The organism is Streptomyces violaceoruber (assembly GCF_033406955.1).
GTDB classification, from domain to species: Bacteria; Actinomycetota; Actinomycetes; order Streptomycetales; family Streptomycetaceae; genus Streptomyces; species Streptomyces violaceoruber.
Map to the genome: position 1 here is coordinate 5,478,882 of NZ_CP137734.1, position 26,696 is coordinate 5,505,577.

The following is a 26,696-nucleotide window of genomic DNA, read 5'->3' on the forward strand; positions in this document are numbered from 1 at the left end:
TGACCGTAGGGCTAACATGTCATACGGAGCAAGCCGATCGACTAATCTGGCCCCGAACGGGTCGCACAGGGAGGCTCGTTGAACCCAGGGAGCCGTGCATGGTCCTGCGCCGGGAATGCACCGCACGTCAGTTGCGTCTCGCGGTCGAGTTGCGGAGGCTACGAGACGCGGCAGGGCTCTCCGCCGTCGAGGCGGCGGCACTGCTCGGGGTGAACCGCGTGCAGATCAGTCACATCGAGTCCGGCCTCGCGGGCGTGAGTGAGGAGCGCCTGCGTCGTCTCGCGGCGCACTATTCCTGCACCGACGAGGCATTCGTCGACGCCCTCGTCGTCATGGCGACGGATCGGACGCGTGGCTGGTGGGAGGAGTACCGAGGGCTCCTGCCGACACCCTTTCTGGACATCGCCGAGTTGGAACACCACTCCACCTTCCGTCGGGACGTGGAGTTCTTGTTCATCCCGGGCCTGCTTCAGACGGAGGACTACGCCCGAGCGGCCTTCTCGTCCCGGGTGCCCGAACTTCCGCACGCGGAGCTGGAGCTGCGAGTTCGCCATCGGATGCAGCGGAAGGTGGTTCTCGAAGCCCCGGTGCCGTACGAGTCCCTCATCCATGAGGCGGCGCTGCGTATCAGGGTCGGCGATCGCGTCACCGCGCGAACCCAGCTCGCCCGGGTCCTGGAACTTTCCGAAGCCGATCACATCAGCGTGCGTGTCATTCCCTTCGATCTGGACGGTTTCGGCGGTGCCTGGAGCCCCATGATGTTGGCCGGCGGGAGCGTGCCCCGACTGGACACGGCCGTTCGCGACGCACCACACGGCACCGGCTTCATCGATTCCGAGGCCCAACTCGGCGTCTTCCGAACAGTCTTCCGTAGAGTGAAGGATGCATCGCTCGACCCAAGCCGGTCGCGTGACCTCATCCACAGACTGGCCAAGGAACTGTGAGGCTCCGTGTCCACCCCTGACACCTGGCGCAAGTCGTCCTACTCCGGCGGCGGCGACGGCAACAACTGCGTGGAGATAGCCACCTCGGCCACCCGCGTGGCCGTCCGCGACTCCAAGGCGCCCGCCCGGGCCACCCTCACCTTCCCCCGCGCCGCCTTCACCCGCTTCCTGTCGGTGATGACGGAGCCGGAGGGAAACCCGCCTCCCCGCTGACCCAGCACACCTCCCCGGGGCTGCCGTCGCCCCGGTCGAACTGGCAGCACACGCCACCGACGGCGGCGGCGAGGTCGGTGAACGTCTTCCTGATGCTCGCCGACCGCTCGAACAGGCGGCTGATGCCGGAGGTCGGCGCCCAGAACTCCAGGGCGGCGTATCCGGGATCCAGGAACGATCGGAACCGGACCGTCAGGTAGACGTACCCGATCCGGACCCGTCCGCCCTCCTCGGGCGGCAGACCGTACGACTCCCCGTACGCCCGCACCACGTCGTCGACCGGGAACATGAGGGACGTGTCCAGGTCCAGCGTGTCGCGTGCGGAGCAGTCGACCGGCTCGCTGCCGAAGCCGGACGTGAACGGGAGGACGATCCGCTCGCCCCCGGGCAGCGTGACGTCGAGCGGGGGCACGTCCCGGGACGGGGGTGCCAGCCCGGCCACGGCGGCCAGCGCTCCGGCGACGTTCCGCGGGCGCAGATAGACGTCGTAGCCGTAAGTCAGCCCCATGTTCCCTCCGTCGGACGACGGAAGACTGGCGCTAGCCGTCCCTGCCGTACCGGCGGAACGCCGACGTCTCCACCGTCCACGGACCGAACGGCACCGTGTCGCCGAAGATGTACGGCTCCTTGCTGCTGTAGCGGCCCTTGCACGGCTCGGAGTGCACCTCGATCGTGCCGGTGCGCGGGTCGACGATCATGTAGTGCGGGATGCCCATGGCCGGATAGTCGGCCAACTTCTCGTCGTAGTCGTTACTCGGGTTGGACGGCGAGACGATCTCGACGGCAGCCAGCACCTGCGTCGCGTCGACGGCCAGGCCCTCTTCGTCGAGGGTGGCTTCGGGGATCACGACGGCGTCCGGGCGGCGCATGCGGCCGATGGCGGGGTGCTCGATCTCGGGGCCGTTCGCGCAGATGTAGCCGGGGTGGGTGCCGGGCAGTTGCGCGTCCAACTGCTTGCAGATGCGGCGGACCGTGCCCTCGTGTCGTTTCGACGGGCACATCATCGCCAGTATCGGACCGGAGGGTCCGATCTCGACGCTCCACGACCCCTCGAGCTGCTCCGAGTAGGCCCCGAGCTCTGCGGCGATGGCGCGCATCTTGGCGTAGTCCATGAGCCCAGAGTACTGAGATGGAGACTCTCCGGCCGCCCTGTCAGTCCCCACCGGTACCGTCGGATCATGCCCAACCAGCCCCCCGCGGCCCCCGGTGAGAGGCGGCTCGCCACCCTCGAAGGCGTCCTGGAGCGTGTCACGTACGCCAACGAGGAGAACGGCTACACCGTCGCCCGCGTCGACACCGGCAGAGGCGCCGGCGATCTGCTGACCGTCGTCGGCGCGCTGCTCGGCGCGCAGGTGGGGGAGTCGCTGCGGATGGAGGGGCGCTGGGGGTCGCACCCCCAGTACGGCAAGCAGTTCCACGTGGAGAACTACACGACGCTGCTCCCGGCCACCGTGCAGGGCATCCGGCGCTATCTGGGGTCCGGGCTGGTCAAGGGCATCGGGCCGATCTTCGCCGACCGGATCACGCAGCACTTCGGGCTGGACACCCTCACGATCATCGAGGAGGAGCCCAAGCGGCTCATCGAGGTGCCCGGCCTCGGGCCCAAGCGGACCAAGAAGATCGCCGACGCCTGGGAGGAGCAGAAGGCGATCAAGGAGGTCATGCTCTTCCTCCAGACCGTCGAGGTGTCCACCTCCATCGCGGTGCGGATCTACAAGAAGTACGGGGACGCGTCGATCTCCGTCGTGAAGAACCAGCCCTACCGGCTCGCCGCCGATGTGTGGGGCATCGGCTTCCTCACCGCCGACAAGATCGCCCAGTCCGTAGGGATCCCGCACGACAGCCCGGAGCGGGTGAAGGCCGGCCTGCAGTACGCGCTGTCCCAGGCCACCGACCAGGGGCACTGCTACCTCCCCGAGGAGAAGCTGATCGCCGACGCGGTGAAGCTGCTCCAGGTGGACACCGGGCTCGTCATCGAGTGCCTCGGGGAGCTGGCCGACGAGCCCGAGGACCCGGACGGCGACCCCGGGGTCGTGCGGGAGAAGGTGCCCCATTCCGAGGGCGGCGAGCCCGTCACCGCCGTCTACCTCGTCCCCTTCCACCGGGCCGAGCTGGCCCTGGCGGGGCAGTTGCGGCGCCTCCTGCACACCGACGAGGACCGGATGCCCGGCTTCCGGGACGTGGCCTGGGACAACGCGCTCGGGTGGCTGAAGCGGCGCACGGGCGCCGACCTCGCGCCCGAGCAGGAGGAGGCCGTCAAGCTCGCGCTCAGCGAGAAGGTCGCCGTGCTCACCGGCGGGCCCGGCTGCGGCAAGTCCTTCACCGTGCGGTCCATCGTGGAGCTGGCGCGGGCCAAGAAGGCGAAGGTCGTGCTGGCCGCGCCCACCGGCCGGGCCGCCAAGCGGCTCGCCGAGCTGACCGGCGCCGAGGCGTCCACCGTGCACCGCCTGCTGGAGCTGAAGCCCGGCGGTGACGCCGCCTACGACCGGGAGCGGCCGCTCGACGCGGACCTGGTGGTGGTGGACGAGGCGTCGATGCTCGATCTGCTCCTCGCCAACAAGCTCGCGAAAGCCGTCCCGCCCGGCGCCCACCTGCTGCTCGTCGGCGATGTCGACCAGTTGCCCAGCGTGGGGGCGGGGGAGGTGCTCCGGGACCTGCTGGCCCCGGGCAGCCCCGTGCCCGCCGTCCGTCTCACCCGCGTCTTCCGGCAGGCCCAGCAGTCCGGCGTCGTCACCAACGCGCACCGGATCAACGCCGGGCAGCACCCCCTCACCGACGGGATGAAGGACTTCTTCCTCTTCGTCGAGGACGACACCGAGGAGGCCGGGCGGCTCACGGTGGACGTCGCCGCGCGGCGCATCCCCGCGAAGTTCGGGCTCGACCCGCGCCGGGACGTGCAGGTGCTGGCGCCGATGCACCGGGGACCCGCCGGTGCCGGGACGCTGAACGGGCTGCTCCAGCAGGCCGTCACCCCGGGGCGCCCGGACGTGCCCGAGAAGCGGTTCGGCGGACGGGTCTTCCGGGTCGGCGACAAGGTCACCCAGATCCGCAACAATTACGAGAAGGGCGAGAACGGCGTCTTCAACGGCACCGTGGGCGTCGTCACCTCGCTCGACCCGGTCGACCAGCGCCTCACCGTGCTGACGGACGAGGACGAGGAGGTGCCGTACGACTTCGACGAACTCGATGAACTGGCCCACGCGTACGCGGTCACCATCCACCGGTCCCAGGGGAGCGAGTACCCGGCCGTCGTGATCCCCGTGACGACCGGGGCCTGGATGATGCTCCAGCGGAACCTGCTGTACACGGCGGTCACCCGGGCGAAACGGCTGGTCGTCCTCGTCGGGTCGCGCAAGGCGATCGGGCAGGCGGTGCGGACGGTGTCGGCCGGGAGGCGGTGCACGGCGCTCGACTTCCGGTTGGCGGGGCCCCGGACCTGAAACCTTCCGGTAAACCTCCCGGACCGTGTGAAAAAGATGATCGATCAAACGAGTCGGAAAGGTCACACAGCACTTCCGGATGGGCCCCGGAGGGGGCAGGATGAGGAAGTTGGCGGCACTGAGTGCCGCCAATAGGCCCGATGGTCGACCCCGAGTGCACTCTCCTGAGCCAAGTGGGGGATGGTAGAGACAGTCAGGGCACCTCGAAGATGAGGCACTACGTCGGTGAGGGAAGACGTGAGCGACAACTCTGTAGTACTGCGGTACGGCGACGGCGAGTACACCTACCCGGTGATCGACAGCACCGTCGGTGACAAGGGCTTCGACATCGGGAAGCTCCGCGCCCAGACCGGTCTGGTGACGCTGGACAGCGGTTACGGCAACACCGCCGCCTACAAATCCGCCATTACCTATCTGGACGGCGAAGCCGGCATCCTCCGGTACCGCGGCTACCCCATCGAGCAGCTGGCCGAGCGCTCCTCCTTCGTGGAGGTGGCCTACCTGCTGATCAACGGCGAGCTGCCGACGGTCGACGAGCTGTCCGCGTTCAAGGGCGAGATCACGCAGCACACCCTGCTGCACGAGGACGTCAAGAACTTCTACAAGGGCTTCCCGCGCGACGCCCACCCGATGGCCATGCTGTCGTCGGTGGTCTCGGCGCTGTCCACCTTCTACCAGGACAGCCACAACCCGTTCGACGAGCGGCAGCGCAACCTCTCCACGATCCGGCTGCTCGCGAAGCTTCCGACGATCGCGGCGTACGCGTACAAGAAGTCGATCGGCCACCCGTTCGTCTACCCGGCCAACAACCTCGGCTACGTCGAGAACTTCCTGCGCATGACCTTCTCGGTCCCGGCGCAGGAGTACGAGCTGGACCCGACGGTCGTCGCGGCCCTCGACAAGCTGCTGATCCTGCACGCGGACCACGAGCAGAACTGCTCGACCTCCACGGTCCGCCTGGTCGGCTCCTCGCAGGCGAACATGTTCGCCTCGATCTCCGCCGGCATCAACGCCCTGTGGGGCCCGCTGCACGGCGGCGCCAACCAGTCGGTGCTGGAGATGCTGGAAGGCATCCGCGACGCGGGCGGCGACGTCGACTCCTTCATCCGCAAGGTGAAGAACAAGGAGGACGGCGTCCGCCTGATGGGCTTCGGCCACCGGGTCTACAAGAACTTCGACCCGCGCGCCAAGATCATCAAGGCCGCCGCGCACGACGTGCTCTCCGCGCTCGGCAAGTCCGACGAGCTGCTGGACATCGCGCTGAAGCTGGAGGAGCACGCGCTCTCCGACGACTACTTCGTCTCGCGCAGCCTCTACCCGAACGTCGACTTCTACACCGGTCTGATCTACCGGGCCATGGGCTTCCCGACCGAGATGTTCACGGTCCTGTTCGCCCTCGGCCGGCTGCCGGGCTGGATCGCCCAGTGGCACGAGATGATCAAGGAGCCGGGTTCCCGCATCGGCCGCCCGCGCCAGATCTACACGGGCGTCGTCGAGCGCGACTTCGTCCCCGTCGAGGAGCGCTGAGCCGCACGGCACCCCCGCAGCGCGTCTGGTGAGTCCCGTACCGCCCCGAGTGGTACGGGACTTTTCCGTGCCGTGGCGTGTCGCCCGAACGGACCCGGACAGCAGAAGGCGCCCTGGCGCCGGTCCCCCCACGGGCCGACGATCCAGGGCGCCTTCCCATGTCCCGGTGCGGATTCCCCCCACGGGATCCGGCCGGGCGTCTGTGAGGACAGCGCCTGAATTCGCTGTGTCGTGCTGTGCTGCTGGTGCTGCTGGTCGTGCTTGCCGCGCGGTCTGCCGGGACAGCGCACGCCCGGGAGGGCCGCTCAAAGCTTCCCGGTGTACGTGTCCCGGCAACGCACCTCTGGGAAAGTCCCCCAAGACATCCCCAGATGCCAGGTGGCGCCCCCCAAGACGCTGCCTGACATCGCCAACTTAGACCTTCGAACCCCTTCGATGGTTACGTTCGCATCACTGTGATCTGCGTCTCTTGCATATGTCCGTTAGGTGCGCAAGAGCCCCGTACGTCGCACGGGCCTCAAGCGTAGGGAAGATGCGCGAGCCTTGTGAAGAGCTTATGTGAGGCGCGTGCCGGACTCCAGAGGCGCAGCCCCACGACCTGCATGAAATGCGGACCAGTCGTCGCGGCTCGTCCGCCCCCTGTCACAGCGCGGCGGCGCGCCTGCGCACCAGGAGGTTCTGCGTCCCCAGGCCGATGGCCAGATACGCGTACAACGACGCGGCCCCCAGCAGTCCGGCTCCGGCCGCCCGGTCCGTCCACAGCGCCAGCCCGATGTGGGTGGCGGCCGAGGCGATCCACAGTCCGGTCGTCGCCGCCGTCCCCTTGCGCAGCACCTCGCTCCCGGGCCCACGCCAGATCTGTACGGTCCGGGCCCTGGCCGCGCCGAAGGACGCCGCGACGGCCAGGCTCGCCACCAGGAGGACGACGGCCGGCACGGTCAGGGGGTGGTGCTCGTCGACCGAGGCGATACCGAAGGCGAGCCCGGCCACCCCGAGGACACCGAGGACCACAGGGGCGATCAGTGAGCCGGTACGCCGCACAGGACGGGTACGCAGCTGCTGCCGCACCACCAGGCCCACGACCGCCACGGCTATGAGGGCAGGCCCGCTGGTGGTGTTCTGCACGTCGACTCCCCGTTGTAGTACTGCTTGGTGCTGCGCTGTCAGCGCTGATCATTATGCTCGGGAGCCCCGCGGCGCCCGCGCGGTCGCGGTCAGCGGATCGGGGTGCGCCGCCACGTAGTCGCAGGCCGCTTCGGAGAAGGCGCGGACGCGGTTGTTGTCCGCCGCGGCGAGCCAGACCAGGCGCCACTCGTATACCGGGGCGCCCTCGACCGGGACGAACGCCACGTCGGGGCGGGCGTCGTACACACTCGCGTGGGTCGGGACGGGGAAGACCCCGTGGCCCGCGCCGACCAGCGCCCACATCTCCTGGACACTGCCGAATTCCGTGCTCCTCCCGGCGGCCCGGCCCCCCGGCGCTCCGCCGAGGGGGAACGACGGCGCATCCGCCCGCCCTGCGGCGAACAACCGCTCCGCGCCCTCCGGAGCGACCCATCGGGCCGCCTGCCCGGGAGTGGAGGCCCGCACCGCCTGTTCCGCAGCCGCCCGCGGCCGCAGCACCTCGTACCGCGCGAGTTCCGCCACGTCCACCGCCTCCCGCCGGGCCAGGGGATGCCGTGCCGAGACGGCGAGCATCGGCGCCTCCCGGAACAGCACCGGGCCCGCGCCGTGCTCGGGTGCGAGCGTCGATAGCGGAGCCGCGAAGTTGTCGATGAGCAGAACGTCGATCACGTCGTCGCGCAGTGGCGCCGTCCCGTCCGTGAAGCGGCTCTCGTGCAGCCGTACCTCGCATCCCGGATGCCGGGTCCGCAGCAGCTCCGCCGCGCGCACCACGAACTCCGCGGTGGCCGTCCCCAGGAACCCGACCCGCAGCACCCCGTCCACGCCCCGGCCCGCGGCCACGGCTCGCGCGAAGGCGTCCAGGACCGCCTGGTGCGCGGGCTTCAGATCCTCGAAGAGGCGCCGCCCGATCGCGGTGAAGGCCACCCGTCGGCTGGTCCGCTCGAAGAGGGCCGCGCCGACCGACCGCTCCAGCTTCTGGACCGTCTTGCTGACCATGGCCACCGAGACGTGCAGCCGCTCGGCACTGCGCCCGAAGTGGAGTTCCTCGCCGACCGTCAGGAAGATCTCGATCTCACGCCGCTCCACCACGCCCCCCACCGTCAACCCACGGGTCAACGATCCTTGCACGATTGCCAATTGATGGCGATTCCCGGGTGGCCGAGGCTGTGAGCACACCGCAGGAACGCGGTCCCGAAGCGCCATCCACGAAAGGCGATCACCATGACGTCCCCCGCACTCACCCTGGTCCTGGGCGGAACCGGAAAGACCGGACGCCGTGTCGTGCGCCGGCTGACCGGTCGCGGCCACGTGGTCCGGATCGGCTCACGGACCGGCGGAATCCCCTTCGACTGGAACGACTCCACGACCTGGCAGCCCGCCCTGACCGGCGTGGACGCCGTCTACGTCACCTACCAGCCGGACCTCGCCGTGCCCGGCGCCCCCGAGGCGATCGGCGCCTTCGCCGAACTCGCCGTACGGACCGGAGCACGCCGCCTCGTGCTGCTCTCCGGGCGCGGTGAGCCGGAGGCCGAGGCGTGCGAGAAGGCGCTGGCGGCCTCGGGTGCGCAATGGACGGTCCTGCGTGCCTCGTTCTTCGCCCAGAACTTCAGCGAGGGCGACTTCCTCGGCCCGGTCCTCGACGGGGAACTCGCGCTGCCGGTCGGGGACGTCCAGGAGCCGTTCGTCGATGCCGACGACATCGCCGAGGTCGCCGCCACCGTCCTGGCCGAAGGCGGGCACACCGGCCGCACCTACGACCTGACCGGGCCCCGGCTGCTCACCTTCGCGCAGGCCACGGCAGCGATCGGCGCGGCGACCGGCCGCGAGATCGGCTACGTCACCGTCCCCGCGGAGGCCTACGCGGCCGAACTCGCCGCGCACGGCGTCCCGGACGCCGTCACCGACCTGCTGACCTACCTGTTCACGAGCGTCCTCGACGGCCGCAACGCCTATCTCGGAGACGGCGTCCGGCAGGTCCTCGGCCGGCCGGCCCGCGACTTCACCGACCACGTCGCCGAGGCCGCGGCCACCGGCGTCTGGACCCCCGGGGCTGCCTCGTGAAAACCACGCAGACCGGTACCCTGCTCGCCGCCGTCATCGCCTCCGGCCTGATGGCGGGGCTCTTCGCAGCCTTCGCCTACTCCGTGATGCCGGGGCTGCGCGGTACCTCCGACCACACGTTCGTCGCGACGATGCAGGGCATCAACAAGGCGATACTCAACCCCGTGTTCATGCTCCCCTTCGTGGGGACGATCCCGCTGATCGCTCTGGCGGTGTTCCTCGCCCGGCGCGGCCACGGGCGGCCGGCGCTGCCCTGGCTCGTCGCCGCGCTCGTGCTGTACCTGGTCGCGTTCGCGGTGACCGTCGCGGCCAACGTCCCGCTCAACGACCAGTTGGAGCGGGCCGGCGCACCGGACTCCATCGGCGACCTGGCCGCCGTCCGCGAACGGTTCGAGGCGGCCTGGGTCGCCTGGAACATCGTGCGCGCGCTGCTGCACACGGCGGCCTTCGCCTGCCTGGCCTGGGCCCTGGTCCTGTACGGCGCGGACCGGGTCCGCACCGACCGGGCAGCAGCGTCCACCTCCGGCACGTCGCCGGCGTACGGGTACGGCGCCGGTCACGAGCGGCCCTTCACGGCCGGCGCGCGCAGCACGTGAACAGGGGTGCGGCGGCCCGGTCGGCGGCCGGTGCGGGGCTATCGGAAAGCGCGCAGCCGAAGGCTGTTGGTGACCACGAAGACCGAGGAGAAGGCCATCGCCGCCCCCGCGATCATCGGGTTCAGCAGCCCGGCGGCGGCCAGCGGCAGCGCGGCCACGTTGTAGCCGAAGGCCCACACGAGATTGCCCTTGATCGTGGCCAGGGTGCGCCGGGAGAGCCGGATCGCGTCCGCCGCCACCCGCAGGTCACCGCGCACCAGCGTCAGGTCGCCCGCCTCGATCGCCGCGTCCGTCCCCGTGCCCATCGCCAGGCCCAGATCGGCGGTGGCGAGGGCGGCCGCGTCGTTGACGCCGTCGCCGACCATGGCGACCGTACGGCCCTCGGCCCGCAGCCGCTCCACCACCGCGACCTTGTCCTCGGGCAGCACCTCGGCGATCACCTCGTCGATGCCGACGGCCGCCGCGACCGACTCGGCCACCCGGCGGTTGTCGCCGGTCAGCAGGACCGGGGTCAGACCCAGCCGGCGCAGCCCGGCCACCGCCTCGGCGCTGGTCTCCTTGACCGCGTCCGCCACGGCGAGCACCCCGCGCGCCGCGCCGTCCCAGCCGACGACGACGGCCGTACGGCCCCGCTGCTCGGCCTCGTCCCTGGCCCGGGACACCTCGGGCGGCAGGGTGTCGTGGAGGCGCCCCACGGCCACCTCACGGCCCGCCACGCGGGCGCGTGCACCGCGCCCGGGGACGTTCTCGAAGTCCTCGGCGCCCGGCAGCGTGCCGAGCCGTGCCTCGGCGCCGGCGGCGATCGCGCGTGCCACCGGGTGCTCGGAGGCGTGCTCGACGGCGCCCGCGAGCCGCAGCAGCTCCTCCTCGTCGGTGCCCTCGGCGGCGTACACCTCGTGCAGGGTCATGCGGCCGGTGGTGACGGTGCCGGTCTTGTCCAGGACGACCGTGTCGACGCGGCGCGTGTTCTCCAGTACCTCCGGGCCCTTGATGAGGATGCCGAGCTGGGCGCCGCGACCGGTGCCGACCAGCAGCGCCGTCGGGGTGGCCAGGCCCAGCGCGCACGGGCAGGCGATGATCAGGACGGCGACGGCCGCGGTGAACGCGGCGACCGTGTCACCGGTGGCACCGAGCCAGCCGCCGAAGGTGGCGAACGCGATCAGCAGCACGACGGGGACGAAGATCCCCGAGATCCGGTCGGCGAGCCGCTGCACCTGCGCCTTGCCGCTCTGCGCGTCCTCCACCAGCTTCGCCATCCGCGCCAGCTGCGTGTCCGCGCCCACCCGGGTCGCCTCGACCACCAGCCGGCCCCCGGCGTTGACCGTGGCGCCGGTGACGGTGTCGCCGACGGCGACGTCCGCCGGCACGGACTCGCCGGTCAGCAGCGAGGCGTCCACGGCCGAGGCGCCCTCGGCCACCGTGCCGTCGGTGGCGATCTTCTCGCCGGGGCGTACGACGAACCGGTCGCCCACCGCCAGGCGGGCCACCGGTATCCGCACCTCGCGCCCGGCCCGCAGTACGGCCACGTCCTTGGCGCCCAGCTCCATCAGCGCCCGCAGGGCGGCCCCCGCGCGGCGCTTGGAGCGGGCCTCCAGCCAGCGGCCCAGGAGCAGGAAGGCGGTGACCCCGGCGGCGGCCTCCAGGTAGATCGCGGAGGTGCCGTCGGTGCGGGAGACGGTGAGGTCGAAGCCGTGCCGCATGCCCGGCATGCCCGCGTCCCCGAAGAACAGCGCCCACAGGGACCAGCCGAACGCCGCCAGCGTGCCGAGCGAGACCAGCGTGTCCATGGTGGCCGCGCCGTGCCGCAGGCCGGTCCAGGCGGCGCGGTGGAAGGGCAGCCCGCCCCAGACCACGACGGGCGCGGCCAGAGTGAGCGAGAGCCACTGCCAGTTGTCGAACTGGAGCGCCGGGACCATCGCGAGCAGCACGACGGGGGCGGCGAGGAGGACGGAGACCAGCAGGCGCTGACGCAGGGCCGACAGTTCCGGGTCGCTCCCGCCGTCCCCGGTGCCGCGCTCCCCGGCCCCGGCCTCGTCGGCGGGCTCCGGTGGCGGCGCGGGCTCCTCGGCCGTGTACCCGGTCTTCACGACGGTGGCGATCAGGTCGGCGACCCCGGTGGTCGCCGGGTAGCTGACCCGGGCCTTCTCGGTCGCGTAGTTCACCGTGGCGGTGACACCGTCCATGCGGTTGAGCTTCTTCTCGACGCGGGCCGCGCAGGAGGCGCAGGTCATCCCGCCGATGAGCAGCTCGACTTCGGCGACGCCGGGATCGGGCCCGGTGGCCGTCGTGGAGGTGCGCGTGTCCGCGGTGGTGCTGGTCATGGTCCGGACTCCAGAACGGGATGGGTGCGCCGGGCTCAGACCCGGCCGACGAGCTCGAAGCCCGCCTCGTCGACGGCGGCGCGCACGGCGGCGTCGTCCAGGGGTGCCCCGGAGACGACGGTGACCTCGCCGGTGGAGGCGACGGCCTGTACGGAGGCGACGCCCGCGATCTCGGAGATCTCGCCGGAGACGGCGCCCTCGCAGTGGCCGCAGCTCATTCCGCTCACCTTGTAGACGGTGGTGACGGAGTCCTGGGTGGTGTCGGTCTGGGCGGTCATGTCGTTACTCCTCGTCGGGTGTGCACAGGGCGGGTACCCGTGGTCCGGTCCTGGACCACTCACCCCACCTTACCCCTAGGGGGTATAAAGGCGAGGCTCACCCGTCACCTGCGTCGCGTCCGTGCGTGCCCGCGCCTCCCACTCGTGGTCGAGGACCGCCATCAGTACGCCGTCCACCCACGCGCCGCCCCGCAGGGCGGCCTCCCGGCGCACCCCCTCCACCATGAAACCGGCCTTCTCGTACACCCGCCGGGCCCGCGCGTTGTCGGCGTAGACCTCCAGCTGGACCCGGTGCAGGCCGACCCGTTCGAAGGCGTGCCCGACGATGAGCCGCGTCGCCTCGCTGCCCAGCCCGCGGCCGCGTCCCCGGGGTCCCACGAGGGTCCGGAAGGTGCAGCCGCGGGCCGCCGGGTCCCACTCGTACAGGACGACCTCGCCGACGAGTTCGCCGGTGGCGCGGTCGGTGACGGCCAGGTCGAGCCGGTCGGGATCGGCGGTGCGCACGCCGTACCAGGAGCGCAGTCCGTCCAGGGTGAGTTCGGTGGAGGGCTCGAAGGTGAAGCGGACCACCTCGGGGTCGTTGACGATCTCCCACATCGTGTCGGCGTCCTCGGCGGTGAACGGCCGCAGGACGGTCCTGTCGCCGGTGAGCACGGGTTTCTCGGAGAAGTCCATGCACGGCACTGTGCCCCACCCGGCGGTGGGGCACTGAACGGTTTTCCCTCCGCCCCTCCGCCCCTCCGCTCCTGCGCCCCTCCGTCGTCCCGTCGCTACCGGTTGCGGTTGCGGGGGCGGGACGCCACCCAGGCCCGGACCGTCTCCGCGTACCAGTACGGCTTTCCGCCCTCCACGTGGTCGGGCGGGGGCAGTAGCCCGTGCTTGCGGTACGACCGAACGGTGTCCGGCTGGACCTTGATGTGGGCCGCGATGTCCTTGTAGGACCAGAGCCTTCGGTCGGTCACTAGTCGCACCTCCCTGCGCGCGCCGCGGCGGCGGCCGGGGACGGCCGCCGGGGGGAGCCGGGCGCTGCGCTGGCGATCACCAAGCCTGTTCCGGGTGAACGACGCGGGGTGACGGACGGTCAGGGCCCGTTCCCGGGTGTGACGGAAGACCCGCGTGCGCGTGACATGTGTGACGCGGCGGGCGCTTTTGTGACACGAGTGCCACACAGGCGTACGCCGTCGTTCAGGCGCGGCGCGTTGACTGCGGCGGACGGAGGTGTTCCGCCGTACGCCCCTCCACCGCCACTCGGACTACGTCGTCCGAATGTCCGGACAAAACATTGACAGGCCGCACGCACGGGGCTAGAAACCGGGGTGACGCAAGGGCGCGGGCAAGGAGGGAACGCGATGGCGCACGACCCGACGGCACACGGCCGGGGCGCCGGTTCCCCCACCGAACGCCTCCGGCGCGGGAAGGCGGCCTCGCCCTGGCAGGAGCGAGGCACGAGCGCCAACTCCCCGCTCGCACCGGCTCCGCGCCGGAGGTTCCCACCTCGCGTCCCGACGCGGGCCGCCCACACTGCCCCACGTGTCTACGCGGACACCCAAACCGCAGACACAGTGTCGGGCGCGCCCGCGGCGCCCGGCTGCTGGGATGGAGTCATGGCCGAGACCGCGACCCGACCGTCCCCGGTCCCGGCCCGTGAGCAGCGCGAACAGCGTCTGCCGCGCGAACTGCGTCAGCTGCACCTACGGCACGTCTCGACCCGTCGCCGCCATCTGTGAAGGAGTTCTCGGTCATGACGAACATCGTCAACCACTGGATCGGCGGCAAGACCGCCGAAGGCGCCTCGGGCACGTACGGGCCGGTGACGAACCCGGCGACCGGCGAGGTCACCACCAAGGTCGCCTTCGCCTCCGTCGACGAGGTGGACGCCGCGGTCGCCGCCGCCAGGGAGGCGTACCTGACCTGGGGGCAGTCCTCGCTGGCGCAGCGGACCTCGATCCTCTTCCGCTTCCGGGCGCTGCTGGACGCGCACCGCGACGAGATCGCCGAGCTGATCACCGCCGAGCACGGCAAGGTGCACTCCGACGCGCTCGGCGAGGTCGCGCGCGGCCTGGAGATCGTAGACCTGGCCTGCGGCATCAACGTGCAGCTCAAGGGCGAGCTGTCGACGCAGGTCGCGACCCGCGTGGACGTGTCCTCGATCCGGCAGCCGCTCGGTGTCGTCGCGGGCATCACGCCGTTCAACTTCCCGGCGATGGTGCCGCTGTGGATGTTCCCGATCGCCATCGCCTGCGGCAACACCTTCGTGCTCAAGCCGAGCGAGAAGGACCCGTCGGCCGCCGTGAAGGTCGCCGAGCTGCTCTCCGAGGCGGGTCTGCCGGACGGCGTCTTCAACGTCGTGCACGGCGACAAGGTGGCCGTGGACCGACTCCTGGAGCACCCGGACGTCAAGGCGGTCTCCTTCGTCGGGTCGACCCCGATCGCCCGCTACATCCACACCACCGCCTCCGCCAACGGCAAGCGCGTGCAGGCGCTCGGCGGCGCCAAGAACCACATGCTGGTGCTGCCCGACGCCGACCTCGACGCGGCGGCCGACGCGGCGGTCAGCGCGGCCTACGGCTCGGCCGGCGAGCGCTGCATGGCGATCTCCGCGGTCGTGGCGGTCGGCGCCGTCGGCGACGAACTGGTGGAGAAGATCCGCGAGCGCGCCGAGAAGATCAAGATCGGCCCCGGCACCGACCCGTCCTCCGAGATGGGCCCGCTGATCACCAAGGCGCACCGCGACAAGGTCGCCTCCTACGTCGCGGGCGCGGCGGCCGAGGGCTGCGAGGTCGTCCTGGACGGCACCGGCTACACGGTCGACGGCCACGAGGACGGGCACTGGATCGGCATCTCCCTGCTCGACCGGGTGCCGACCACCGCGAAGGCGTACCAGGACGAGATCTTCGGCCCCGTCCTGTGCGTGCTGCGCGCCGACACGTACGAGGAGGGCGTGGCCCTGATCAACGCCTCGCCGTTCGGCAACGGCACCGCGATCTTCACCCGGGACGGCGGCGCGGCCCGCCGCTTCCAGCTGGAGATCGAGGCCGGCATGGTCGGCGTGAACGTGCCGATCCCGGTCCCGGTGGGCTACCACTCCTTCGGTGGCTGGAAGGACTCGCTCTTCGGCGACCACCACATCTACGGCAACGACGGCACGCACTTCTACACCCGCGGCAAGGTCGTCACCACCCGCTGGCCGGACCCGGCCGACGCCCCGGCGGGGGTGGACCTGGGCTTCCCGCGCAACCACTGAGGCGGCGCGCACGCCCCCGGCCCGCCGAGCGGCACGGCGGACCGGGGGCGTCGCGGGTCACTGGCCGATAGCCGCGTCCCGCTGCTTCGTGACCTGCTCGGTGAGGTCGCCGGTCTCGGCGGCGGGCGGAGCCGTGATCTCCTTGGTGGCCCCGAACTTCACGAAGTCCATCTTCACGGTCATCCCGGCGCCGGTCTGCGTGATCCGCACCGGCAGGTCCTTGCCGTCGACCCAGATGTCGCAGGTCAGCTTCCCGCCGCTGGCCTTCAGGGCGGCGATGGCGGCCTTCTTCTCGGCCTCGGTGAGCTTGGACCTCTCGACGTGCTCCGCGCCGACGCTGCCCCGGTAGTGCGTGGTCTTCCTGCCGAGGACGGTCTCCTCGCCGAGATCCGCCACCTCCGTGGAGGCCGTCATGTAGCGCAGCGTCGCCGTCGGGTCGGCGTTGGCCGCCATGTTGTCGGCGCCCGCCTCGCCCGTCACGGCGGCGACGTCGACGCGCATCCACTCCTTGCCCGCCAGCGGGCCGTTCGGCTGGGGATCGACGTCGTAGAAGTAGGCGCCGTCGACCATGACGACCCGCGTCGTCGGGTCGTCCTGGAGGGCGCTCATCTGCGCGGCGGCGGTGTCCATCTCGACGTCCATGGCCGCGCCGTCGCCCCAGGAGTAGGTGCCGTCCATGGAGATCGGCTCGCCGCCGGTCGCGTCCAGCTCGGTCGTCGTCCTGACCTCGGCGGAGCCCAGCTCCTCGGTCCGGTCGGTGGCCCGGGTGAGGGCCGCCATGACCGCGGTCCCCTTGTCCACGGCCTTGTCGGCCGTCCCGGCCGCCGTCTTCGCACCGTCCGAGCCGCACGCGGTCGCCGCCACCATCGCGGCCGCCGTGAGCCCCACCCAGGCCGCGGTGTACTTCAGCTTCATGAGTCCCCACCCGTTGCCGTGTCCCTGTGATTCAACTGTGCGAGGGACTCTACCGGCCCCCACCGACAGCGTCCGGATACCGGACGGCGACGGGTTTTTTCGGCCCGCCTCCTACGGTTCCCGCACGGCTCAAACTCCCGTTGCGTCAAGGGTGATGTTGCTGTTTCCGGATGTACGGACGGTCTTGATCAACGGTTTCCGTAGGTAAACACCCATTGACGCAGCGGTTTTCGTCGGGATTCCATCTGGCGTCGGGAGCGGACCAGAACCACGTACGACCCAGCCGCCGGAGGCGATAGCGCTCCCTCGCGAACCACGCCGCACGAGTCGATCGGAACCGCTCCATGACCGACACGCTCCGCCCCGCCGAGACCGCCGCCGTGCCCCCGGACACTCCGGCACCTCAGGCCCCTTCGGAGTCCCGGACCCTCAAGCGTTCCATCGGGGTCGTCGGCGGCACGCTCCTGACGCTCTCGTGCGTGACCCCCGCCTCCACGCTGTTCGTGGTCGTCCCGGACCTCTTCGGCTCGCTCGGCACCGCCACCGCCCTGACCATCGCCGTCGGCTCCCTGCTCTGTGTCGCCGTGGCCTTCTGCTACTCGGAACTGGGCACCCTCGTCCCCAGCGCGGGCGGCGAGTACGCGATGGTGTCGACGATGGCCGGACGCCTCGCGGGCTGGCTGGTCTTCGTGCTGTCCCTGCTGGTCGTTATGATCGTGCCCCCGGTGATCGCCATGGGCACGGCCGACTACCTCGAACCGGTCCTGCACCTCGACCCCTCGCTGGCCGGCGCCGGCGTCATGCTGCTCGCCACCCTCGCCGGGCTGCTCGACCTGCGTGCCAACGCCTGGATCACCGGCGTCTTCCTGGTCCTGGAGGTCATCGCCGCGGCCGTCGTCGCGGTGCTGGGCTTCGCGCACGCCGAGCGCGGGCCCGGCAGCCTGGTGTCGATGGAGGTGGGCGGCACGGGCGGCGGCGCGGACCCCGTGACGGCGATGCTGGTCGTCTCCGGGCTCGCCATCGTCCTGTTCATCACGCAGGGCTTCTCCACCGCCGTCTACCTCTCCGAGGAGTTGGAGAACCCGCGCCGCAACGTCGCCCGCACGGTGCTGGCCACCCTCGCCATCTCCACGGTGATCATCCTGGTCCCGGTCGTCGCCATCACCTTCGGCGCCTCCGACCTGGCCGAACTGACCGGCGGCGACATCAGCGCCATGGTCACCGCCTGGTCCAACTCCGCCGTCGGCACCTTCGTCAGCCTGTGCGTGGCGCTCGCCATCGTCAACGCGGGCATCGTCATGGTCATCCAGAACTCGCGCGTGCTGTTCGCCTCCGCCCGCGACAAGGCCTGGCCCGCGCCGGTCAACGGACTCCTCGGCAGGCTCGGCCGGTTCGGCTCCCCGTGGGTCGCCACCCTCGCCGTCGGCGTGCCGGGCGCGGCGCTGTGCTACGTCGACCTCGACACCCTGTACGGCGTCACCGGCGTCTCGGTGACCGCCATGTACCTGCTGGTCGCGGTCGCCGCCCTGCTGTCCCGGCGCGGCGCACACCGGCACGCGCACGCGTGGCGCATGCCCCTGTGGCCGGTGGTGCCGGTCCTGCTGATCGCGGTCCTCGCCTACGTCCTGACCCAGCAGGAGGCGAGCCACCTGCTGCTGACCGGCTCCATCGCGGCCGTCGCCACCCTGTACTGGGCCCTGTACCTGCGCCCGCGCCGCGACACCCGCTGGCTGGTCACCGTCCCGCAGGACGTCCGCGAGCCCGCCGGGCCGTGACGGTCCGCGGGGCGTGATCGTCCGCGCGGCGTGACGGTCCGCGGGGGTGTGACGGTCCGCAGGGCATGAAGGTCCGCAGGGCATGAAGGTCCGCGGGGCATGACGGTCCGCACGGCGGGACCGCCCGCCGGACCCCGGCCGGCCTACCGCGCCCGTGGTACGCGCGGGCGGCCGCGTACTTCCGTGGGAGGGCCGCCGGTTCAGCCCCGGGGCGGCCCCCGTCGTCGGCGGCGGCCCGTACCGTTGACACATGGATCTTCGACTGCCCCGCGTGCGAGGGCTGCTACGGGGGCCGCGGCGGATGCTCTCCGCCGCGGCCGCCGTCGTCGTGCTCGCCGGCGCCGGGACGTGGACGGCCGTCGCCGGTGACGACCCGGCCCCGGTGCGCCGCGCCGACCGGGTCATGGCGGTGGGCGACGGCGTACGCCTGGACACCTCGTACTTCACGGCGGGCTCCGGCGGCCGCCGCCCCGCCGTCCTGCTCGCGCACGGCTTCGGCGGCAGCAAGGACGACGTGCGGGAGCAGGCCGAGGACCTCGCCCGGGACGGGTACGCGGTCCTCACCTGGTCGGCGCGCGGCTTCGGGAAGTCCACGGGGAAGATCGGGCTGAACGCGCCGGACGGCGAGGTCGCCGACGTGTCCCGGCTGATCGACTGGCTCGCCCGGCAGCCCCAGGTCCGGCTCGACAAGGACGGCGACCCCCGCGTGGGCGTCGCGGGCGGCTCCTACGGCGGTGCGGTCGCGCTACTCGCCGCCGGGCACGACACCCGGGTGGACGCCGTCGCTCCCGCCATCACGTACTGGAACCTGGCGGACGCGCTGTTCCCGAACGGCGTCTTCAAGAAGCTGTGGGCCGGCATCTTCGTCAACTCCGGCGGCGGCTGCGACCGGTTCGAGGCGGACCTGTGCCGCATGTACCAGCGGGTCGCCGAGTCCGGCACACCCGACGCCGAGGCGGTGAAGCTCCTCGAGGAGCGCAGTCCGCAGGCGGTGGGCGAGCGGATCAAGGTGCCCACCCTGCTCATGCAGGGCCAGACCGACTCCCTCTTCCCGCTCGGTCAGGCCGACGCCGCGGCGAAGGCGATCCGGGCCAACGGCGCCCCCGTGGACGTCGACTGGATCGCGGGCGGCCACGACGGCGGCGACCTGGAGACCGACCGCGTCCAGGCCCGCATCGACGACTGGTTCGACCGCTACCTCAAGGACGACGAGGGCGCCGGCACCGGCCCGGCCTTCCGCGTCACCCGCACCGGAGGCGTCGACTCCACCGACGGACAGGCCCAGTTGCGCGGCGCGAGCGCCGACCACTACCCGGGTCTGGCGAACGGACAGCGCTCCGTGCCCCTGCGCGGCCGCGAGCAGAGCGTCGACAACCCGGCCGGCGCCAACCCGCCCGCCGTCTCCGCCCTGCCCGGCATCGGCGGCGCCGGAGGGCTCTCCCAACTCTCCTCCCTGGGCGTCGGCATCTCCCTGGACTTCCCCGGCCAGTACGCCGCGTTCGAGTCCGCCCCGGTCGGGGACGACCTGCGGATCACCGGTTCCCCGACGGCCACCGTCCACGTCCGCTCCACCACCGAGGACGCCGTCCTGTTCGCCAAGGTGTACGACGTCGGCCCCGGCGGCACCTCGCCCGTGCTCCCGTCGCAGCTGGTGACCCCCGTGCGCGTCGAGGACGCCAAGGCGGGCAAGGACGTCACGGTCACCCTCCCGGCGATCGACCACGAGGTGCAGAAGGGCCACCGCCTCCGCCTGGTCCTCGCCTCCACCGACCTCGGCTACGCCTCCCCGGCCGCCCCGGCGACGTACACCGTCTCCCTCGAGGGCGACCTGGAGGTGCCCACCGCCCCCGGCGTCACGACCGCCGCCGCGCCGCTGCCCGCGTGGGTCTGGTGGCTGCCCCTGGCCGGTGCCGCCGTCGCCCTGGCCCTGCTGTGGACCGGCCGCCGCCGCACCGCCGCACCGGCACCCGACCCGGCCCTCGCCGACGTACCCCTGCAGATCACCGGCCTGAGCAAGCGCTACGCCGGGTCCGCCGAGCGGTACGCGGTGCGGGAGCTGTCCTTCCGCGTGGAGAAGGGGCAGGTGCTCGGCCTGCTCGGGCCCAACGGCGCGGGCAAGACGACCACCCTGCGGATGCTGATGGGCCTGATCAAACCGGACGACGGCGAGATCCGGGTCTTCGGCCACGCCATCCGGCCCGGCGCCCCGGTGCTGTCCCGGGTCGGCGCCTTCGTCGAGGGCGCGGGCTTCCTGCCGCACCTGTCCGGCCGGGAGAACCTGGAGCTGTACTGGCGGGCGACCGGCCGCCCGCCCGAGGACGCCCACCTCGACGAGGCCCTGGAGATCGCCGGTCTCGGCGACGCGCTCGCCCGCGCGGTGCGCACCTACTCCCAGGGCATGCGCCAGCGCCTCGCCATCGCCCAGGCCATGCTCAACCTGCCCGACCTGCTCATCCTCGACGAGCCGACCAACGGCCTGGACCCGCCGCAGATCCGCGAGATGCGCGAGGTGATGATCCGCTACGCGGCGGCCGGGCGCACCGTGATCGTCTCCAGCCACCTGCTGGCCGAGGTCGAGCAGTCCTGCACCCACCTCGTGGTCATGGACCGGGGCCGGCTGGTCCAGGCGGGCCCGGTCGCCGAGATCATCGGCTCCGGCGACACCCTCCTGGTCGGCACCGGCCTGCCCGTGGACGAACCGCTCGTGGACAAGGTCGCCGCCCTGCCCGGCGTCGCCTCGGTCGTGCACACCGACGACGGGCTCCTGGTCCGCCTCGACCCCGGCGGCACGGCGCCCGGCCTGGTCGCCGAACTGGTCCGGCTGGAGATCCCCGTGGCGTCGGTCGGCCCGCACCGCCGCCTGGAGGACGCCTTCCTCACCCTGATCGGAGGTTCCGCATGAGCACGCCCACCAAGCCGGCCACCACCGGACCCGCGCCCGGACCGGCGTCGGCGTCCGACTCCGCGTCCGGCTACCGGGCGGGCCGCACGCTGCCCCTGCGGGTGGAACTGGTGCGCCAGCTCAAGCGGCGCCGCACCCTGGCCATGGGCGCGATCCTCGCCGTGCTGCCGTTCGTGCTCGTCGTCGCCTTCGCGATCGGCGGCGAGCCGGAGGGCCCCGGCGACCGCATCACCCTGATGGACACCGCCACCGCCTCCGGCGCCAACTTCGCCGCCGTCAACCTCTTCGTGTCGGCGGGCTTCCTGCTGGTCGTCCCGGTCGCCCTGTTCTGCGGGGACACCGTGGCCTCCGAGGCGAGCTGGTCCTCCCTGCGCTACCTGCTCGCCGCGCCGGTGCCGCGCGCCCGGCTGCTCGCGTCCAAGCTGGCCGTCGGGCTCGGGCTGAGCCTGGCCGCGATGGTGCTGCTGCCGCTGGTGGCGCTGGCCGTGGGCACGGTCGCCTACGGCTGGGGGCCGCTGGCCATCCCCACCGGCGGTTCGCTCGCCCCGGGGACGGCCGCGCAGCGCCTGGTGGTGGTCGTGGCGTACATCTTCGTGTCCCAACTGGTCACCGCGGGGCTCGCGTTCTGGCTGTCCACCCGGACCGACGCCCCGCTGGGCGCGGTCGGCGGCGCCGTCGGCCTCACCATCGTCGGCAACGTCCTGGACGCGGTGACCGCGCTCGGCCACTGGCGCGACTTCCTGCCCGCGCACTGGCAGTTCGCCTGGGCGGACGCCGTCCAGCCGAACCCCGAGTGGTCGGGCATGATCCAGGGCACGGCCGTCTCGGTAACGTACGCGCTGGTGCTGTTCGCCCTGGCCTTCCGGGGTTTCGCCCGCAAGGACGTCGTCTCCTAGGTCAACGGAGGATCACCCACCGGTCCAGGGACTGCCCGGCGGATCATGCCGCAGACGCGGGGTCGATGAGGCACCGCGTCTTTCCTGCGACCTGATCCGCCGGGCAGACCCAGCGGCCCGCCCCCGTGCCCGCTTCGAGACGCAGCCGTAACACCCCGTGCCGCACGTTTCGCCCCGCCGCCCCGTCACAGTCACGTACACCGGCGCCGAACAAGCACAGGGGGACGGACGATGAACCGGTACGGGACCGACGGGAAGTGGGGGCTGCGCGGCGCGACCGCGCTGCTCGCGCTCACCCTGGCGGGCGGGCTGCTGCTCACCGGCTGCGGGGGGACGGACGACGGGTCGAACGGGGCGAAGGACACCGCGGCCGACTCGCGGGGCGGCTCGGCCCCGATGCCCGCTCCCGACCGCCCGCGCGGCGAGGGCGAGCAGCGCTACGACGGCGGCACGGGTGCCCCCGGGAGCGGCGAGGGGGAGAAGAACGGCGACTCCCGCGAGATCGCGCCCGACCCCGACCACCTCTCCACCTTCGCCCTCGACGTCGACACCGCCTCCTACGGCTACGCCCGCCGCACCCTGTCCGAGGGGCGGCTGCCCGACCCGGCCACGGTCCGCCCCGAGGAGTTCGTCAACAGCTTCCGCCAGGACTACGACCGCCCGGACGGCGACGGCTTCTCGGTGACCGTGGACGGCGCCCGCACCGACGACGAGGACTGGTCGCTGGTCCGCGTCGGCCTGGCCACCCGCCCCGCCGAGCGGCAGAGCGAACGCCCGCCGGCCGCCCTGACCTTCGTCATCGACATCTCCGGCTCCATGGGCGAACCCGGCCGCCTCGACCTCGCCCAGGAGGCGCTCGGCACCATGACCGACCGGCTGCGCGACGACGACTCCGTCGCGCTCGTCACCTTCAGCGACGAGGCCGAGACCGTCCTGCCCATGACCCGGCTCGGCGACCACCGCGGCCGCGTGCACGACGCGATCGACGGCCTGGAGCCGACCGACTCCACCAACCTCGGCGCCGGCATGGAGACCGGCTACGAGACCGCCGTCGAGGGCCGCCGCGAGGGCGCCACCAACCGCGTCGTCCTCGTCTCCGACGCCCTCGCCAACACCGGCGACACCGACGCGGACACCATCCTCGAACGCATCGCCACCGAGCGCCGCGAACACGGCATCACCCTCTTCGGCGTCGGCGTCGGCAGCGACTACGGCGACGCCCTGATGGAACGCCTCGCCGACAAGGGCGACGGCCACACCACCTACGTCTCCACCACCGAGGACGCCCGCGAGGTCTTCTCCGAGCAGCTCCCGCGCCACATCGAGCTGACCGCGCGCGACGCCAAGGCCCAGGTCGCCTTCGACCCGGAGACCGTCGCCGAGTTCCGGCTCGTCGGCTACGACAACCGCCAGGTCGCCGACGAGGACTTCCGCGACGACCGCGTCGACGGCGGCGAGGTCGGCCCCGGCCACACGGTCACCGCCCTGTACGCCGTCCGCACCAGGCCCGGCGCCGACGGTCACCTCGCCACGGCCACCGTCCGCTGGCTCGACCCCGACAGCCGCACCCCGCACGAGGAGTCCGGCGACGTGGCGAGCGACGCCCTCGACGGCTCCGTCTGGGAGTCGGGCCGCGGGCTGCGGGTCACGGCGACCGCGGCCTACTTCGCCGACGCGCTCCGGTCCCCGGGCGGCGACGGCGGCTCCCTGCCGGGCGCACCGGGCCTGTCCGAACTCTCCGAGCGGGCCGACGGCCTGGCGGACCGCACCGAGAACGCGGACCTGCGTGAACTGGCCGAGGCGATCGAGGAGGCGAACCGGCTGGCCTGATCCGGCCGGCCCGACCCGGCCGGCCCGACGGGGCGGGCCGGCGGGGCGGGTGCGCCCATTGACGTTTCCTTACGCGCGAGTAAGTTTACTCCGAAGTAAGTTCGTAGGTGAGTTCGCAGCCGAGTACACGCGACAGCGCGCAGCAGTCCGACCGCGACCGGGAGCCGTCATGGGCGTACGCAGGGACCTGAAACGGGCGAGAGAGAGCGGCGACCTGGCGTCCCGCACCAGGACCGAGACCGTCAGGGACGCGGACGGCACCGTGCGCGAGGCCCGCACCGCCGCCCTCGCGTCCCGCCCCGCCACGGGCAGCACCGCCGACATCCCGTTCACCAACGCCGCCGAGGCCCCGGACGCCGTCGTCCTGCGCCGCGAGGTGGACGGCGTCTGGCGGCCCGTCACCGCCGAGGAGTTCGCCCGCGAGGTCACCGCCGTGGCCAAGGGGCTGATCGCCGCCGGCCTGGAACCCGGCGGCCGGGTCGCCGTCATGTCCCGCACCCGCTACGAGTGGACGGTCCTGGACTTCGCGATCTGGGCGGCCGGCGGCCAGACCGTCCCGGTGTACGCCACCTCCTCGGCCGACCAGGTCGAGTGGATCGTCCGCGACTCCGGCGCCCGGTACGCCGTCACGGAGACCGCCGCCAACAGCGCCACCGTCCGGGCCGGCACCGCCGGCCACCCCGAGCGCCCGCGCGGGTGGGAACTGGACGCCGGCGCGCTCGCCGACCTCACCGCCCTCGGCCGGGGCGTGAGCGACGAAGAGGTCACCAAGCGCCGCACCGCCCTCACCCCGGACACGGTCGCCACCGTCTGCTACACCTCCGGCACCACCGGCCGCCCCAAGGGCTGCGTCCTCACCCACGCCAACCTGCACGCCGAGGCCGCCAACACGGTCGAGCTGCTGCACCCGATCTTCAAGGAGGTCACCGGCCAGACCGCCTCGACCCTCCTCTTCCTGCCGCTGGCCCACATCCTGGGCCGCACCATCCAGATCTCCTGCTTGCTGGCCCGCATCGAGATCGGCCACTTCCCGAGCATCAGGCCCGACGAACTGCGCCCCGCGCTCAAGGCGTTCCGCCCGACCTTCCTGGTCGGCGTCCCGTACCTGTTCGAGAAGATCCACGACACCGGCCGGGCGACCGCCGAGAGGATCGGCCGCGGCGCCTCCTTCGAACGCGCCCACCGCCTCGCGGTCCGCTTCGGCGCCGCCCACCTGGACCGCTTCCTGGGCCGCGGCAAGGGCCCCACCCCCGGCCTGTGGGCCGGCTGGGCGCTGTACGACCTGCTGGTCTACCGCCGGGTGCGCAAGGAACTCGGCGGCCGGATGCGCTACGCCATCAGCGGCGGCTCCCCGCTGGAGCGCGAACTCACCCTGTTCTTCTACGCCGCCGGAATCATGATCTACGAGGGTTACGGCCTGACCGAGACCACCGCGGCCGCCACCATCGTCCCGCCGCTCGGCCCCCGCCCCGGCACCGTCGGCCCCCCGGTCCCCGGCACCGCCGTGCGCATCGCGGACGACGGCGAGGTGCTGGTCAAGGGCGGCATCGTCTTCGGCGCCTACCGGGGCAACCCGGAGGCCACCGACGCGGCCCTCACCGACGGCTGGTTCGCCACCGGCGACCTCGGCTCCCTCGACGCCGACGGCTACCTCACCATCACCGGCCGCAAGAAGGACCTCCTGGTCACCTCCGGCGGCAAGAACGTCTCCCCGGCCGTCCTGGAGGACCGCCTGCGCAGCCGCCCACCCGTCGCCCAGTGCCTGGTCGTCGGCGACAACCGGCCCTTCGTCGCCGCTCTGATCACCCTCGACCCGGACGCCGTCGCCCACTGGCTGGCGGTGCGCGGGCTGCCCGCGCAGACGCCGATGTCCGAGGTCGTCCGGGACGACAGGATGCGGGCGGACGTCCAGAAGGCCGTGGACCACGCCAACGCGGCCGTCTCCCGGGCCGAGTCGATCCGCGCCTTCCGGCTGGTCGAGGGCGAGTTCACCGAGGAGAACGGCCTGCTGACCCCGTCTCTGAAGGTGAAGCGGCACGCGGCCGTCGCGGCGTACGCGGACGACATCGAAGCGCTGTACGCGACGCCGGGCCGCTGATCGGCGACCCGGCGACCCGGCGTCCGGGCATGCAGGCATGCAGGCATGCGAAAGGGCGGGCCGCCGAAGTGCTCGGCGGCCCGCCCCGGGGCGATGTCAGCCCTTGCCGCCCTCGCCGTTGGAGGACAGGATCGAGACGTCCTCCAGGAGGTGGGCGAGCGCACCGTCGCGCTTGGCCTGCGTCGAGTTCTCGGCGCACTGCTGGTTCATGTCGTCGCCCAGGACGTTGAGGTCCTGGATCGGCACCAGACCGATGACACTGACCGGGATGTCGCTGACCGCGATGCACGGCTTGTTGAACGAGCCCTGGATGAGCGCCATCTGCGGGCTCATGTTGCCCGTGGTCATCGAGTTGCCGAAGTACTGCGAGGCGCCGTTCCCGTTGGCGGAGACGGGCCCGCTGTCGTCGCCGATCGCCATCGCCTGCGGGGCCGCGGCAGCGGAGGCACCCATGACGGAGGCGGCGATCGCCGCGTAGGCAACTACCTTCTTGATCACTGGCCAGTCCTTTCTGAGGAAACCCCGTCCACC

General features: G+C 72.1%; 23 protein-coding genes. 13 read left to right on the plus strand and 10 right to left on the minus strand.

Annotated features, from left to right (window positions below; all coding sequences use genetic code 11):
- Positions 1-98 precede the first annotated feature (98 nt).
- Both R2E43_RS24505 and R2E43_RS24510 read left to right on the plus strand, forming a co-directional pair.
- Positions 99-944, plus strand: coding sequence for a helix-turn-helix domain-containing protein (locus R2E43_RS24505; RefSeq protein WP_109032828.1), 846 nt, complete (start codon positions 99-101; stop codon positions 942-944).
- A gap of 6 nt (positions 945-950) precedes the next feature.
- Positions 951-1,157 carry a DUF397 domain-containing protein gene (locus tag R2E43_RS24510; protein ID WP_164271911.1) on the plus strand — a complete coding sequence of 69 codons (207 nt, stop codon included), beginning with the start codon at positions 951-953 and terminating at the stop codon, positions 1,155-1,157.
- On the opposite strand, the gene R2E43_RS24515 is transcribed toward R2E43_RS24510, so the two are convergent.
- Together R2E43_RS24515 and R2E43_RS24520 are read right to left on the minus strand one after the other, a co-directional pair.
- On the minus strand, positions 1,102-1,665 hold the full coding sequence (locus R2E43_RS24515) for a hypothetical protein (RefSeq protein ID WP_319216140.1): 564 nt from the start codon (positions 1,663-1,665) through the stop codon (positions 1,102-1,104). The genes R2E43_RS24510 and R2E43_RS24515 overlap by 56 nt on opposite strands.
- 31 nt (positions 1,666-1,696) lie before the next feature.
- Positions 1,697-2,269, minus strand: coding sequence for a Uma2 family endonuclease (locus R2E43_RS24520; RefSeq protein WP_136207780.1), 573 nt, complete (start codon positions 2,267-2,269; stop codon positions 1,697-1,699).
- Positions 2,270-2,335: 66 nt separating this feature from the next.
- Here R2E43_RS24520 and recD2 point away from each other — a divergent pair, with 66 nt between their 5' ends.
- Complete coding sequence (recD2, locus tag R2E43_RS24525) at positions 2,336-4,597, plus strand: SF1B family DNA helicase RecD2 (protein WP_319121426.1); 2,262 nt, start codon at positions 2,336-2,338, stop codon at positions 4,595-4,597.
- 237 nt (positions 4,598-4,834) lie between these two features.
- The gene (locus R2E43_RS24530; RefSeq protein WP_003976064.1) at positions 4,835-6,124 is read left to right on the plus strand and encodes a citrate synthase; all 1,290 of its coding nucleotides are present in this window, start codon (positions 4,835-4,837) and stop codon (positions 6,122-6,124) included.
- A gap of 642 nt (positions 6,125-6,766) precedes the next feature.
- Here the strand turns inward: R2E43_RS24530 and R2E43_RS24535 are convergent.
- Both R2E43_RS24535 and R2E43_RS24540 read right to left on the minus strand, forming a co-directional pair.
- Positions 6,767-7,249: a hypothetical protein gene (locus R2E43_RS24535; protein WP_003976065.1), complete on the minus strand. Its 483-nt coding sequence runs from the start codon at positions 7,247-7,249 to the stop codon at positions 6,767-6,769.
- A gap of 51 nt (positions 7,250-7,300) precedes the next feature.
- Positions 7,301-8,338: a LysR family transcriptional regulator gene (locus R2E43_RS24540; RefSeq protein WP_332056563.1), complete on the minus strand. Its 1,038-nt coding sequence runs from the start codon at positions 8,336-8,338 to the stop codon at positions 7,301-7,303.
- Positions 8,339-8,470: 132 nt separating this feature from the next.
- Between R2E43_RS24540 and R2E43_RS24545 the strand changes: the two genes are divergently transcribed.
- Positions 8,471-9,310: an SDR family oxidoreductase gene (locus R2E43_RS24545; protein ID WP_332056564.1), complete on the plus strand. Its 840-nt coding sequence runs from the start codon at positions 8,471-8,473 to the stop codon at positions 9,308-9,310.
- Positions 9,307-9,906, plus strand: coding sequence for an anthrone oxygenase family protein (locus R2E43_RS24550; RefSeq protein WP_265697765.1), 600 nt, complete (start codon positions 9,307-9,309; stop codon positions 9,904-9,906). Before R2E43_RS24545 ends, R2E43_RS24550 begins: the two co-directional genes overlap by 4 nt.
- 38 nt (positions 9,907-9,944) lie before the next feature.
- On the opposite strand, the gene R2E43_RS24555 is transcribed toward R2E43_RS24550, so the two are convergent.
- From R2E43_RS24555 to R2E43_RS24570, 4 genes are all read right to left on the minus strand, one after another.
- On the minus strand, positions 9,945-12,227 hold the full coding sequence (locus tag R2E43_RS24555) for a heavy metal translocating P-type ATPase (RefSeq protein WP_332056565.1): 2,283 nt from the start codon (positions 12,225-12,227) through the stop codon (positions 9,945-9,947).
- A gap of 35 nt (positions 12,228-12,262) precedes the next feature.
- Positions 12,263-12,505 carry a heavy-metal-associated domain-containing protein gene (locus R2E43_RS24560; RefSeq protein WP_016326279.1) on the minus strand — a complete coding sequence of 81 codons (243 nt, stop codon included), beginning with the start codon at positions 12,503-12,505 and terminating at the stop codon, positions 12,263-12,265.
- A gap of 75 nt (positions 12,506-12,580) precedes the next feature.
- Positions 12,581-13,180, minus strand: a complete 600-nt coding sequence (locus R2E43_RS24565) for a GNAT family N-acetyltransferase (RefSeq protein WP_173668728.1) — start codon at positions 13,178-13,180, stop codon at positions 12,581-12,583.
- Positions 13,181-13,275: 95 nt separating this feature from the next.
- Positions 13,276-13,467 (minus strand): helix-turn-helix transcriptional regulator, encoded by a 192-nt coding sequence (locus tag R2E43_RS24570; protein WP_016326277.1) that lies wholly within the window; start codon positions 13,465-13,467, stop codon positions 13,276-13,278.
- 642 nt (positions 13,468-14,109) lie between these two features.
- On the opposite strand from R2E43_RS24570, the gene R2E43_RS24575 reads away from it, so the two are divergent.
- Together R2E43_RS24575 and mmsA are read left to right on the plus strand one after the other, a co-directional pair.
- Entirely contained in the window at positions 14,110-14,232 is a 123-nt protein-coding gene (locus R2E43_RS24575; protein ID WP_016326276.1) for a hypothetical protein, read from the plus strand.
- Between the two features lie 14 nt (positions 14,233-14,246).
- The gene (gene mmsA / locus R2E43_RS24580; protein WP_011028544.1) at positions 14,247-15,749 is read left to right on the plus strand and encodes a CoA-acylating methylmalonate-semialdehyde dehydrogenase; all 1,503 of its coding nucleotides are present in this window, start codon (positions 14,247-14,249) and stop codon (positions 15,747-15,749) included.
- A gap of 57 nt (positions 15,750-15,806) precedes the next feature.
- Here mmsA and R2E43_RS24585 read toward each other — a convergent pair whose 3' ends face one another.
- The gene (locus tag R2E43_RS24585) at positions 15,807-16,664 is read right to left on the minus strand and encodes a lipoprotein (protein ID WP_011028543.1); all 858 of its coding nucleotides are present in this window, start codon (positions 16,662-16,664) and stop codon (positions 15,807-15,809) included.
- Positions 16,665-17,008: 344 nt separating this feature from the next.
- Here R2E43_RS24585 and R2E43_RS24590 point away from each other — a divergent pair, with 344 nt between their 5' ends.
- The 5 genes from R2E43_RS24590 to R2E43_RS24610 all read left to right on the plus strand — a co-directional run bounded on the left by R2E43_RS24590 (position 17,009) and on the right by R2E43_RS24610 (position 26,165).
- Positions 17,009-18,439 carry an APC family permease gene (locus R2E43_RS24590; RefSeq protein WP_332056566.1) on the plus strand — a complete coding sequence of 477 codons (1,431 nt, stop codon included), beginning with the start codon at positions 17,009-17,011 and terminating at the stop codon, positions 18,437-18,439.
- Between the two features lie 250 nt (positions 18,440-18,689).
- Positions 18,690-21,341, plus strand: a complete 2,652-nt coding sequence (locus tag R2E43_RS24595) for a CocE/NonD family hydrolase (protein ID WP_162495162.1) — start codon at positions 18,690-18,692, stop codon at positions 21,339-21,341.
- The gene (locus tag R2E43_RS24600; RefSeq protein WP_011028540.1) at positions 21,338-22,237 is read left to right on the plus strand and encodes an ABC transporter permease; all 900 of its coding nucleotides are present in this window, start codon (positions 21,338-21,340) and stop codon (positions 22,235-22,237) included. The genes R2E43_RS24595 and R2E43_RS24600 overlap by 4 nt, the downstream gene beginning before the upstream one ends.
- A 231-nt stretch (positions 22,238-22,468) precedes the next feature.
- Complete coding sequence (locus R2E43_RS24605) at positions 22,469-24,067, plus strand: vWA domain-containing protein (RefSeq protein WP_030866238.1); 1,599 nt, start codon at positions 22,469-22,471, stop codon at positions 24,065-24,067.
- A gap of 169 nt (positions 24,068-24,236) precedes the next feature.
- A complete protein-coding gene (locus tag R2E43_RS24610; protein WP_093456179.1) occupies positions 24,237-26,165 on the plus strand; it encodes an AMP-dependent synthetase/ligase in 1,929 nt (642 codons plus the stop codon).
- 96 nt (positions 26,166-26,261) lie between these two features.
- Here the strand turns inward: R2E43_RS24610 and rdlB are convergent, their stop codons facing one another.
- Positions 26,262-26,663: a rodlin RdlB gene (gene rdlB / locus R2E43_RS24615; RefSeq protein WP_003976081.1), complete on the minus strand. Its 402-nt coding sequence runs from the start codon at positions 26,661-26,663 to the stop codon at positions 26,262-26,264.
- Positions 26,664-26,696 lie beyond the last annotated feature (33 nt).